The organism is Nocardioides sp. JS614 (genome assembly GCF_000015265.1).
Taxonomy (GTDB): domain Bacteria; phylum Actinomycetota; class Actinomycetes; order Propionibacteriales; family Nocardioidaceae; genus Nocardioides.
Map to the genome: position 1 here is coordinate 988,402 of NC_008699.1, position 11,639 is coordinate 1,000,040.

The following is an 11,639-nucleotide window of genomic DNA, read 5'->3' on the forward strand; positions in this document are numbered from 1 at the left end:
GTGACAAACCCGGGACTTTGGTCCCGGACCTCGGGCCTAGGGACCATGCCGGGCGGCCGACCCTCTGGCCGAGGGTCGAAGCGTGGACATCCTCGACGTCGCCCGGTGGCAGTTCGGCATCACCACCGTCTACCACTTCCTGTTCGTCCCACTGACCATCGGCCTGACGCTGCTGGTCGCCGTCATGGAGACCAATTGGTTGCGTACGGCGCGACCGGAGTGGCTGCGGCTGGCGAAGTTCTTCGGCAAGCTGCTGCTGATCAACTTCGCGCTCGGCCTGGTGACCGGTATCGTGCAGGAGTTCCAGTTCGGGATGAACTGGTCGGACTACTCCCGGTTCGTCGGTGACATCTTCGGCGCACCGCTCGCCGTCGAGGCGCTGCTCGCGTTCTTCCTCGAGTCGACGTTCCTCGGCCTCTGGATCTTCGGGTGGGACAAGCTGCCGCGCAAGCTGCACGTGGGCTGCATGTGGCTGGTCCACCTCGGCACCCTGGCGTCGGCGTGGTTCATCCTCGCGGCCAACTCCTGGATGCAGCACCCGGTCGGCTACGAGTACAACCCCGACACCGGGCGCGCGGAGCTCACCGACTTCTGGGCCGTGATGACCAACAAGGTCCAGCTCATCACGTTCCCGCACGTGATCCTGGCGGCGTACATGACGTCGGCGGCCTTCATCCTCGGCATCAGCGCCTGGCTCTACGCCAACAAGCGCTTCGAGCGGGACCGCTCGATGTACCGGATGGGCATCCGGATGGGGGCCTGGGTGGCGCTGGTCGCCGGCCTCGGCGTGGCCGTCAGCGGCGACATCCAGGGCAAGATCATGACCGACGTCCAGCCCATGAAGATGGCGGCGGCCGAGGCGCTCTACCAGACCGACTCCGACGGCTGCGCACCGTTCTCGGTCTTCACGATCGGCACGCCGGACGGCAAGAGCGAGAAGTGGTCCCTGACCGTCCCGTGCGTCCTGTCCTTCCTCGCCGAGGGCGACACCGACGCGACGGTCGAGGGCATCGACGACCTGCGCGCCGAGTACCAGGAGACCTACGGCCAGGACCCGGGCGCGGCGTACTACTCCCCGGGTGACTACACGCCGTACATCCCGGTCACCTACTGGAGCTTCCGCCTGATGATCGGGCTCGGCGCGCTGATGGCCGCCGGCGCCGCCCTGGTGCTGTGGCTGACCCGCAAGGGCCGCGCGCCGACCGCGCGGTGGTTCGCGCCGATGGTGCTCAGCCTCCCGGTCCTCACCGTGCTCGCGAACTCCTTCGGCTGGATCTTCACCGAGATGGGCCGTCAGCCCTGGGCGGTGTTCGGCCTGATGACCACCGCGCACGGCGTCTCACCCGGCGTGAGCCAGCTCGAGGCCTGGATCTCGATCGTCGTGCTGACCCTGCTGTACGCCGTGCTGGCGGTGATCGAGGTCGGGCTGCTGGTGAAGTACGTGAGGAAGGGCGCCGACCCGTTCGAGGAGCCTCCGGACCCGACGCTGCGCGGCAGCGACGAGGACGAGGACCGACCCCTGGCGTTCGCCTACTAAGCGAGAGACGGATCGATGGAGCTCACCACAGTCTGGTTCATTCTGATCGCCGTCCTCTGGATCGGCTACTTCACCCTCGAGGGCTTCGACTTCGGGGTCGGCATGCTGCTGCCGGTGCTCGCCCGCAACGACCGCGAGCGGCGGCTGATGATCAACACCATCGGCCCGCACTGGGACGGCAACGAGGTGTGGGTGCTGACCGCGGGCGGTGCGACGTTCGCGGCCTTCCCCGAGTGGTACGCGACGCTGTTCAGCGGCTTCTACCTGCCGCTGCTGCTGATCCTGGTCGCCCTGATCGTGCGCAACCTGGCCTTCGAGTACCGCCACCAACGCCCGGAGCAGTCGTGGAAGGATCGCTGGGACCTCGCGATCATCATCGGGTCGTTCCTGCCCGCGCTCCTGTGGGGCGTGGCGTTCGCGAACATCGTGCGCGGTGTGCCGATCGACGAGACGAAGGACTTCACCGGCAACCTGTTCACGCTGTTGAACCCGTTCGGCCTGCTCGGCGGCATCGTGACGCTGCTGCTCTTCCTCACCCACGGCGCGATGTTCGTCGCGCTCAAGACCGACGGCGACATCCGGCTGCGGGCCCGCCGGCTGAGCGTGCAGCTCGGCCTCGGTGCGGCGGTGGCAGCCGTGGTGTTCCTGCTCTGGGCCCAGCTCGACACCGGGAACGCCGGCTCGGCGGTGCTCTTCGTCCTCGCCGCAGCGGCCCTGGTCGGCGGCGTCCTGATGGCCCGCACCGGGCGTGAGGGCTGGGGCTTCCTCGGCACCTTCGTCACGATCGCCCTCGCGGTCGCCGGGCTGTTCGTCGCGCTGTTCCCCGACGTGATGCCCTCGACCACGGACGCGGCGTACTCGCTGACGGCCACGAACGCGGCCGCGACGGACTACACGCTCAAGGTGATGACGATCGTCGCCGCGATCTTCACCCCGCTCGTGGTCGCCTACCAGGCCTGGACGTACTGGGTCTTCCGCAAGCGGATCTCGGAGCACCACATCCCCGAGGCCGCGCTGGAGACCGAGCCGGAGAACGTGGCGTGAGAGCGCCGTGAGGCCGGGCGACCCCCGGATCCGGCGTCAGCTCGCCCCGGCCCGACCTCAGCTCGCCGTCGTCCTGGCCGCGGGCGTCGTGGGCAGCGTGCTGCTGGTCGCCCAGGCCTGGGTGGTCACCGAGCTCGTGCTCGCCGCGCTCCACGACGGCGACGTCGGCCGCTGGGCGGTCCTCGTGGCCGTGGTCTTCGTGGCCCGGTCGCTCACCGGCTGGACCACCGACACGATGGCGGCCCGGGCGGCTGCCGTCGTCGGCACCGACGTACGACGGCGGGTCGTCGGCGCGATCCTGCGCTCCGACGGCTCCCGGTCCTCCGGTGAGCTGGCCACCCTCGCGACCCGGGGCGCGAGTGCCGCGGAGCCGTACCTCACCCGCTACGTGCCGGCGCTGGTGCTCGCCGGGGTGCTGCCCTGCGTGACGCTGGTCGCGATCGCCACGCAGGACCCGATGAGCGCGCTCGTCGTGGTCGGCACGCTGCCGCTGATCCCGGTCTTCGGGATCCTGGTCGGCTTGGCGACCGAGGACCGGGCGCGTTCCCAGTGGCGCGCGCTCGCGTCGCTGTCGGGTCACTTCCTCGACGTGATGCGCGGGCTGCCGACGCTGGTCGCGTTCCGCCGGGCCGGCGCCCAGGCCGCGACGATCCGCGCGGTCACCGACCGCTACCGGCGCCGGACCATGGACACGCTGCGCATCGCCTTCGTCTCCTCGGCGATCCTCGAGCTGGTGGCGACCCTGTCGGTCGCGCTGGTCGCGGTCACCGTGGGGCTGCGGCTCGCGCAGGGCAGCCTCGACCTGGAGACCTCGCTGGTCGTGCTGCTGCTGGCCCCCGAGGCCTACTGGCCGCTGCGGCGGGTCGGGGCCGAGTTCCACGCCGCAGCCGAGGGCGTCGCGACCTTCGAGGCGGCCAGCGAGCTCGTCGACGAGCCGGGCCCGACCGACGGCGTACGCCGGGCCGGGCCGATGTCGCTCGAGGGCGTGACCGTGCTGCGCCCCGGGCGGGCCGTGCCCGCCCTCGAGGACGTCACCCTGACCGTGCCCGACCGTGGCGTGACCGCCCTGACCGGACCGTCCGGGTGCGGCAAGTCCACGCTGCTCGCGGTCCTCGCGGGTCTGCTGGAGCCGACCTCGGGGGTGGTCCGCGGCCCGGACCGCCGCCGGATCGCGTGGCTGCCGCAGCGCCCGGTGTTCGTCGCGGGCACCGTGGCCGACAACCTCCGGCTCGCCGTGCCCGACGCCGATGAGCACCGGCTCTGGGACGCGCTGCGCCGGGTCGCCCTGGAGGAGCGGGTCCGCGACCTGCCCGCGGGACTCGACACCGTGCTCGGCGAGGACGGGGCCACCCTCTCCGCCGGCGAGCGGGCCCGGCTCGCCCTGGCCCGCGTGGTGCTGGCCGACCGACCGTGGGTGCTGCTCGACGAGCCCACCGCCCACCTGGACGCCCTGACCGAGCAGGTGGTCGCCGACACCGTCCAGGAGCTCGGCCTGACCCGCGCGGTGGTCGTGGTCGCCCACCGCCCGGCCCTGGTCGCACTGGCCGACCGGGTCGTCGTCCTGACCCCGCCCGAGGTGCCCGAGGTCGTGCCCACCGTCGAGGCGGCGGCCGCTCGTCCCACCGCCACGGAGCCCCCGGCCGAGCCGCGGCGCCGGGGCCTGCTGCTGCCGACCCTCGTCGGCGGGCTGGCCTCCGCGTCCGGCGTCGCGCTCACCGCGACCGCCGGCTGGCTGATCGTCCAGGCCTCGCACCAGCCGCCGGTGCTCACCCTGCTGGTCGCCATCGTCGGCGTGCGGACCTTCGGGCTGGCGCGCCCGGCGCTGCGGTACGTCGAGCGGCTGCGCTCCCACGACGTCGTGCTCCGGATGCTGGCCGAGCGCCGGGTCCGGGTCTACGAAACCGTCGTACCGCTGACCCCCGGCGCCCTGGGCCGGCGCCGGGGCGACGTGCTGGCCGCGATCGTCGACGACGTGGACTCGGTGCTCGACCGGGAGCTGCGGGTCCGGATGCCGGTGCGCGGTGCGCTCGTCGTCGCGGCGCTCGCGCTCGCGGTGGCCGCGATCATCGAGCCGCGCTCCGTGCCGGTCGTCGCGGGCACCTGCCTGGTCGCGGGCGGCCTGGGCTACCTGCTCGCCCGGGCCGGTGCGACCCGAGCCGAGCGCCGTGCGGTCGAGAGCCGGGCCCGCCTCTCCGAGGTCGTCGTCGAGGTCACCCAGACCGCGAGCGAGCTGACGTTGTGGCAGGCGGAGCGACGCGCGCTCTCGTCGGTGTCCGCGGTCAGCGACGAGCTCGGTCGCGCCGCCGTCACCGCCGCGACCTGGCTGGCCTGGGCCCGCGCCGTCGTGCTGGCCGTCTCCGGGGCCGGGGTCGCGGTGATGGCCTGGGTGCTGACGCCACTCGTGGCCGACGGCGCGCTGTCCGGTCCGATGCTCGCGCTGCTGGTGCTGCTGCCGCTGGCCCTCGCGGAGGTCGCCTCCTCGGTCGCCGACGCCGGTGCCCTCTCGGCCCGGACCCAGGCCGCGGAGGAGCGGCTGGCGCGGATCGCGGCCACCCCGCCGGCGGTGGCCGATCCCGAGGACCCGGTGCCGGCCGACAGCCGCGACCGGGTGGGCCTCGAACGGGTGTCGGCCGCCTGGGCGGACCGGGTCGTGCTCGAGGACCTCTCCCTCGACCTGCGCCCCGGTGACCGGGTCGCGGTGGTCGGCCCGACCGGCTCGGGGAAGAGCACGCTCGCGTCGCTGCTGCTGCGGTTCGTCGACCCGGTGCGCGGCCGGATCGTGCTCGGGCGGCGCTCGCTGCGGGAGATCGCGCTCGACGACGTACGCCGCAGCGTCGGCCTGGTCGACGACGACCCGCACGTGTTCGCCACGACCCTCGCCGAGAACGTGCGGCTCGCCCGTCCCGAGGCCAGCGACGCCGAGGTCGAGGAGGCGCTGCGCCGGGCCCGGCTGGGGGACTGGCTGGACTCGCTGCCGGCCGGGCTCGACAGCTGGCTCGGCGACGGCCACGCCGGGGTGTCCGGCGGCGAACGGGCCCGGATCGCGATCGCCCGGTCCCTGCTCGCCGACCAGCCGGTGCTGGTGCTCGACGAGCCGGCCGCGCACCTCGACGGAGCGACCGCGGAGGCACTGGCCGCCGAGGTCCTCGACGGCGAGCAGCAGCGCACGGTCCTGTGGATCACGCACGCCGCGGCCGGACTCGACCGGGTCGACCGCGTGCTCGACCTCGGGACTGGTAGAAAAGGGGCATGACCGAGGGCCCGGGGAAGATCCGCGTCTACCTCCTCGACGACCACGAGGTCGTGCGACAGGGGTTGCGCGCGCTGCTGGAGAGCTCTGGTGACATCGAGGTCGTCGGCGAGTCCGGCTCCGCGGTGGACGCCAGCAACCGGATCCCGGCGCTGCGCCCGGACGTGGCCGTGCTGGACGCGCGGCTGCCCGACGGGTCGGGGATCGAGGTGTGCCGCACCGTGCGCGCCGTCGACCCGACCATCTCCGCGCTGATCCTGACCTCGTACGACGACGACGAGGCCCTCTTCGCGGCGATCATGGCCGGCGCCGCCGGCTACGTGCTCAAGGAGATCAAGGGCTCCGACCTGGTCTCGGCGATCCGCCAGGTCGCGGCCGGCAACTCGCTGATCGACCCGACGCTGACCGCGCGGGTGCTGGAGCGGGTGCGGCACCCACCGACGACCGCCCCCGAGCTGGCCGAGCTGACCGAGCAGGAGCTCAAGCTGCTCGGCTACATCGCCGAGGGCCTGACCAACCGGCAGATCGGGGAGCGGATGTACCTCGCCGAGAAGACCGTGAAGAACTACGTATCCAGCATCCTCGCGAAGCTCGGCCTGGAGCGCCGCACCCAGGCCGCGGTGCTCGCCAGCAAGCTGCTCGGCAACTGACCCCCTCCGGCGCTCAGCGGATCGCGCTCAGCGCAGCGGCACCCGCCACACGAACGAGGTGCCGCGCGGCTGGCGTGGGCCGAGCTCGAAGGAGCCGCCGAGGGTGGTCGCCCGACGGCGGGCGTTGCGCAGCCCGCTCTCGGCGCTGAGCGTGCCCAGGCCGACCCCGTTGTCCAAGACGGTGAGGCGCACCTCGCGCGCGTCGACGGCCAGCTCGATCTCGGCGTGGTCGGCGGCGGCGTGCCGGGCCAGGTTCGACAGCGCCTCGCGCAGCACGGGCAGCAGCTGCTCGCGGACCTCGGTCGGCACGGCGGTGTCCACCGGTCCGACGGTCGTCACGGTGGGGTCGAACTTCAGCAGCGGCGCGTACTCCCGCGCGAGCTGGCGCAGGTCGGCCCGGAGCGACGGCGCGTGCCCGCGGTGCTGGAGCTCGAAGATGGTGCCGCGGATGTCCTTGATGGTCATGTCGAGCGCGACCACGGCCTCGTCGATCCGCGCGGCCAGCTCCGGGCTGGTCGCCATCGAGCCGGCCCCCTGGAGCTGCAGCCCGGTGGCGAAGAGCCGCTGGATCACCAGGTCGTGCAGGTCGCGCGCGATCCGCTCCCGGTCGGAGGTGACGGCCAGCTCCGCGCGGTCCTCGATCGCCTGGGCCCGGTCCAGGGCGAGGCCCGCCTGGTCGGCGAAGGAGGCGAGCAGCGCGCGCTCGTCGAAGGCCGGTGGCGGGGTGCCCCCCTCGAAGAGCAGCACCAACAGGCCGCTGCCGACCAGGTGGGTGCGAAGCGGCACCAGGAGCGCCTCGAGGCCGCCGATGGTCCGGCCGACCGGAGAGACGTCGCCGCGCGGCCACACCTCGTCCCCGAGCAGTTCCAGCGCGCCGCCGACCCGGTCGGCGTCGGCGGGGTCGACGGCCGTCGTGTGGACGGGGGTGCCGTTGTCCAGCCGGAGCACCGACGCGGCGACGGCACCGCTCATCGAGCGGGCGGAGCGGGCGACCTGGCTCAGTGCCCGGCCGAGCTCGATCGGCGGCTGCAGCATCTCGGTGAGCTCCGCGGACGCCTCGAGCCACTGGCGGCGGCGCTCGCTCAGCCCGTAGGCACGGGCGTTGTCGATCACGAACCCGGCCGTGCTGGCGAGCGACTCGACCAACAGCTGGTCCTCCGCGGTGAACGCGCCGCCGCCGGACTTCTCGGTCAGGTAGAGGTTGCCGAAGACCGTGCCCCGGATCCGGACCGGCACCCCGAGGAAGGAGCGCATCGGCGGGTGGTGCGGCGGGAACCCGACCGACTGCGAGTGCTGGGTCAGGTCGTCGAGCCGCAGCGGTTCGGGGTCGCGGATCAGCAGCCCGAGGATCCCGTGCCCGTGGGGCGGGTCACCGATCAGGTCGCGTCGGGTGTCGTCGATCCCGGTCGTCACGAACTCGACGAGCAGGGAGCCGCTGCCGACCACGCCGAGGGCGCCGTACTCCGCGCCGGTGAGCCGGGACGCGGCCTCGACGATCCTGGTCAGCACCGCGCGGAGGTCCAGGTCGGAGGAGATCGCGGCGACGGCGTCCAGCAGGGCTTGCGTCGAGGCGCTCAGCGCCCCGTCGTGCTCGGACGTCACGGCTCCAGTCTGCCGTGCCGCCCCCGGATCGATCACACCGAGCGCCGCACGGGCAGCGCCGCCTCCACGTCCCACCCGGAGCCGATCTGCCGGCCGGAGATCTCGGTCCACCGCAGCCGCAGGTGCAGGCTCCGGGCACCGGACGCCCAGGGCCGCGGCTCCCAGACGGCGCGGATGTGCTCGAGCTCCTCGGCGTCGGACACCACCTCGCCGCGACCGCGGGCCACGACGCTCCAGCCGCGCTGCCGGTCGTGGTCGAACTGGTCGACCTCGAAGGCGAGCATGCTGTCGCGGCCGTAGGTGCCGAGCACGCTGTACGGCGAGGTGCGCACCACGATCGTGTCGTCGACCACGGAGTAGTTGACGGGCACGATGTGCGGCCCGTTGGGGGAGGAGAGCGCGACCCGGCCGCCGACGCCGGCGCGCAGCAGCCGCTCGCACTCCTCGCGGCTCAGGTCGATCGCTTCCGGCGACACGTGGCTCTCCCTCGGGTGCATCTCGGGTGGGACTCGGGTGGAATCTGGTGTTCTCCCCATGCTGACGAGGGGTCGTGGGGGTCAGCAGGGTCGATGGTCCTGACATGCGGGGCCTTCGGCGCTACTCGCTCCAGACCCCCCGGCGCACGGTGGATCCATGGAGACCACCGCGATTCCCTCGGGGACCGTCGTCGTCGGCCTGGACGGCTCGCCGTCGGCCGAGCGCGCCCTCGAGTGGGCGATCGACCAGGCGCTGCTGGAGTCTCGCCAGCTGACCCTGGCCCACGGCGTGGACCCCTCCGGTTCCGTCTGGGTCGACCCGGCCGCCATCGACCACCGGGCGGTGCTCGAGGCCCTGCAGGCCGACGCCGAGGTGATGCTCGACCACGCCCGCGAGCAGGTCGCGAGGCGGGCCCCCGACCTCGTGGTGCACCAGGTCATCCGGATGTCCGACGCCCGGGTCACCCTGCTCGAGCTCTCCGGCCAGGCGGCGATGGTCGTCGTCGGCTCCCGTGGTCGCGGACCGATCAAGACCCTGCTGCTCGGCTCGGTGAGCCTCGCGGTCTCCCGGGAGGCGCTCTGCCCCGTGGTGGTGCTGCGACCGGGTCACCCCGGCGTGGTCCGCAACGGCGTGCTGGTCGGCGCCGACGGGACCGACCGGTCCCTGGCCACGCTGGAGTTCGCCTACCGGCAGGCCTCCTTGCACCGGCTTCCGCTGACGATCATGCACTGCTTCTGGGACGCCCGGCCGGCCACCGAGGGGGAGCCGGTCGCCAGCGACGTCCGGCTGGTGCTCGCCGAGTCGCTCGCCGGACTGGGCGAGAAGTTCCCAGACGTCCAGGCGCGGACCGAGCTGGTGCGGGGGATGGCCGACGAGCGCTTGGTGCGGGCCTCGCAGCGGATGGACCTGGTCGTGGTCGGCGCCCATCACGGCGGCACGCTGACGACCCTGCTCTACGGGTCGATCGCGAACGCGGTGCTGGAGCACGCCACCTGCCCGGTCGCGATCGTCCCGGAGTCGGAGGGCTGACCCGTGATCGCGGTGTCGACGATCATGTCGCGCCGCCTGGTCGCCATCCTGTCCGACTGCGACCTGACGGTCGCGGTCGACACCTTCCTGGCCGCCGGCGTGCGTCACCTGGTCGTCGTCGACCCGGACCGGACGGTCCGTGGCCTGTTGTCGGTCGACCAGGTGCTGGCCGCGCTCGGGCTGCCCGGCTGGCCGGGTCGCGTCGGCGACCAGGTGCTCCTGGAGCCGCCGCGGGTGAGCCCCGACGACGACCTCCACCACGCGGCGGAGGTGATGCTGGACGCGCTCGTCGACGCGGTCGTGGTCGCCGACGGGACCGGGAAGGTCGTGGGGCTGCTCACCTGGGCCGATCTGGTGACGCACGTCGCGGGGCGCCACCTCGCCGGTGACGGCGCGACCTAGCCCACGTCGCCGTCGACGTACACCCACCGGCCGCCGCGTTGCTCGAACCGGCTGCGCTCGCGCAGCTCGCCGGGCACCCCGCCGTGCTCGTACGACGCCACGAACTCGACCCAGTCCTCGCCGGCGTCCTCGATGCGGAGGCCGGTCCAGGTGAGCACCGGGTCGGGGGCGAGGTCACCGGGTCGGGTGCGTGGGTGCCAGGTGCGGAACACGTAGTCGGTCTCACCGACCGCGTAGGCGGCGTACCGCGAGCGCATCAGCTCCTCGGCGGTCGCGGCCTGCGCGGCGCCACGGTGCAGCCGGCCGCAGCAGGCGTCGTACGCCGTGCCGGAGCCGCACGGGCACGTCCGCCGGAGATCCATCCGGACCAGGCTAGCGATCCTTGGTCGCTAGGCCGCCGGGTCGGGACCAAGGTCCCGCCCATCGGGGTCGATGGCGACCTGCGTTCCGCCCGGTGTGCGAGCGCACACTGAGGACGAGGGTGGGGCGCTCGACAGACGGCCGAGAGGCGCGCAGGAGGTGCCTGACATGGAGGAGCACAACGTTCCCAGGCGTTCGATCGCCGTCGGCGTGGACGCATCCGCGGAGGCGGAGAACGCGCTGGCCTGGGCGGCTGCGGAGGCCCGTCGCCGTGACCTGCCGCTGACTCTCGTGCACGGCGTGGGGCCGTCGGTGACGACCTGGATGGAGATCGGCTCGCCCAACCTCCGCGAGGTGCTGGACACGATGATCGCCGCGGGGCGGGACCTCCTCGATCGCGCGCAGGCCCGAGTGCTCGAGCTCGCTCCCGGGGTCGACACCTACCAGCTCCTCCGCCTCGCGGGACCGCACGAGGCGCTGATGGCGCTCGCGCCGGAGGCCGAGATGATCGTCGTCGGCACTCGGTCGGCCGCGTCGCGCGGGGTGCCCCTGCCCGACGTCGCGGAGAGACTGGTCGCCGAGCGCCCGCCGTGCCCGGTGATCGTGCCGCGGGCCGGCGGGTCCGATCCCAAGCTCGGCATGGTCGTTCTCTGCGACGGCTCTCCGGAGTCGCGGGTGACGCTGGTGCGCGCCTGGCGACGGGCGCGGGAGAACAGCCAGCCGTTGACCGTGCTGCTCTGCCTGCCGGACCCTCCGGCGGACGGTCCGGCCACGGACATCGGGCTGATGGACGCGATGGCGCGCATGGAGTCCGAGCTCGGGCCGTCGCTGTTGGGATTCGAGCGGGCGCTCGTGGCCGACATGGTGGCCGAGCTGCGCAGCGCGCTCCCGGGGGTCGACGCGCAGCTGTTCGTCGATGACGCCGCCATCGACGAGTGCCTGAAGAGGGTGCCGCTCGACGCGGACATGCTCGTGGCCGGGGCTGCCCACGCGCGACGGGTCGCGGAGGTCATCGGTGCCTCCGAGACCGACGAAGCGTGCGCGGCGGCGATCCTGCCCCCGCTGCTGCCCGAGGAGCGCGACGCTGCCGGAGCGGCCGCTGACGCATCGGATGCGGGCACGTCGGCCGCAGGTGACGGCCCGCCCGACGAGCCCACGTCGGCCGTCAGGGTGCGGGCTCGCCGGTGGACCCGCCTCGGCGCTCAACGGGGCGACTAGGGGGCAACCAGTGGGCGGTCAGCGGGCGACTCGTGGGCGTTCGTGGGCCAGCGGTCGCGGCACGCGACCG

10 protein-coding genes are annotated in these 11,639 nt (G+C 73.3%); 7 read left to right on the top strand and 3 right to left on the bottom strand.

From position 1 onward, the window contains the following. Window positions 1–82 precede the first annotated feature (82 nt). From NOCA_RS06210 to NOCA_RS06225, 4 genes are read left to right on the top strand one after another with little or no spacing between them, the layout of a single operon-like run. Complete coding sequence (locus NOCA_RS06210) at window positions 83–1,537, top strand: cytochrome ubiquinol oxidase subunit I (protein ID WP_011754414.1); 1,455 nt, start codon at window positions 83–85, stop codon at window positions 1,535–1,537. A 15-nt stretch (window positions 1,538–1,552) separates the two neighbouring features. Beyond that, window positions 1,553–2,581 carry a cytochrome d ubiquinol oxidase subunit II gene (gene cydB, locus NOCA_RS06215; RefSeq protein WP_011754415.1) on the top strand — a complete coding sequence of 343 codons (1,029 nt, stop codon included), beginning with the start codon at window positions 1,553–1,555 and terminating at the stop codon, window positions 2,579–2,581. Between the two features lie 7 nt (window positions 2,582–2,588). Further along, a complete protein-coding gene (cydD, locus tag NOCA_RS06220) occupies window positions 2,589–5,834 on the top strand; it encodes a thiol reductant ABC exporter subunit CydD (RefSeq protein WP_011754416.1) in 3,246 nt (1,081 codons plus the stop codon). After that, window positions 5,831–6,481, top strand: coding sequence for a response regulator (locus NOCA_RS06225; protein ID WP_011754417.1), 651 nt, complete (start codon window positions 5,831–5,833; stop codon window positions 6,479–6,481). The genes cydD and NOCA_RS06225 overlap by 4 nt, the downstream gene beginning before the upstream one ends. A 27-nt stretch (window positions 6,482–6,508) precedes the next feature. Here the strand turns inward: NOCA_RS06225 and NOCA_RS06230 are convergent, their stop codons facing one another. Next, window positions 6,509–8,083: a GAF domain-containing sensor histidine kinase gene (locus NOCA_RS06230; protein ID WP_049774239.1), complete on the bottom strand. Its 1,575-nt coding sequence runs from the start codon at window positions 8,081–8,083 to the stop codon at window positions 6,509–6,511. 32 nt (window positions 8,084–8,115) lie between these two features. Further along, the gene (locus NOCA_RS27430; RefSeq protein WP_049774240.1) at window positions 8,116–8,559 is read right to left on the bottom strand and encodes a pyridoxamine 5'-phosphate oxidase family protein; all 444 of its coding nucleotides are present in this window, start codon (window positions 8,557–8,559) and stop codon (window positions 8,116–8,118) included. A gap of 157 nt (window positions 8,560–8,716) precedes the next feature. Between NOCA_RS27430 and NOCA_RS06240 the strand changes: the two genes are divergently transcribed. Further along, a complete protein-coding gene (locus NOCA_RS06240) occupies window positions 8,717–9,589 on the top strand; it encodes a universal stress protein (RefSeq protein WP_011754420.1) in 873 nt (290 codons plus the stop codon). Between the two features lie 3 nt (window positions 9,590–9,592). Beyond that, the gene (locus NOCA_RS06245) at window positions 9,593–9,991 is read left to right on the top strand and encodes a CBS domain-containing protein (protein ID WP_011754421.1); all 399 of its coding nucleotides are present in this window, start codon (window positions 9,593–9,595) and stop codon (window positions 9,989–9,991) included. Here NOCA_RS06245 and NOCA_RS06250 read toward each other — a convergent pair. Further along, window positions 9,988–10,353, bottom strand: coding sequence for a YchJ family protein (locus NOCA_RS06250; RefSeq protein ID WP_011754422.1), 366 nt, complete (start codon window positions 10,351–10,353; stop codon window positions 9,988–9,990). The two genes, NOCA_RS06245 and NOCA_RS06250, sit on opposite strands and share 4 nt — an antisense overlap. Window positions 10,354–10,519: 166 nt before the next feature. On the opposite strand from NOCA_RS06250, the gene NOCA_RS25510 reads away from it, so the two are divergent. Next, window positions 10,520–11,569 (top strand): universal stress protein, encoded by a 1,050-nt coding sequence (locus tag NOCA_RS25510; protein ID WP_011754423.1) that lies wholly within the window; start codon window positions 10,520–10,522, stop codon window positions 11,567–11,569. Window positions 11,570–11,639 lie beyond the last annotated feature (70 nt).

Bases quoted from the DNA above. Each gene is read 5' to 3' on its own strand.
- cydB (WP_011754415.1), top strand. From the start codon at position 1,553: ATGGAGCTCACCACAGTCTGGTTCATTCTGATCGCCGTCCTCTGGATC.
- NOCA_RS06225 (WP_011754417.1), top strand. From the start codon at position 5,831: ATGACCGAGGGCCCGGGGAAGATCCGCGTCTACCTCCTCGACGACCAC.
- NOCA_RS06240 (WP_011754420.1), top strand. From the start codon at position 8,717: ATGGAGACCACCGCGATTCCCTCGGGGACCGTCGTCGTCGGCCTGGAC.
- NOCA_RS06250 (WP_011754422.1), bottom strand. From the start codon at position 10,353: ATGGATCTCCGGCGGACGTGCCCGTGCGGCTCCGGCACGGCGTACGAC.
- NOCA_RS25510 (WP_011754423.1), top strand. From the start codon at position 10,520: ATGGAGGAGCACAACGTTCCCAGGCGTTCGATCGCCGTCGGCGTGGAC.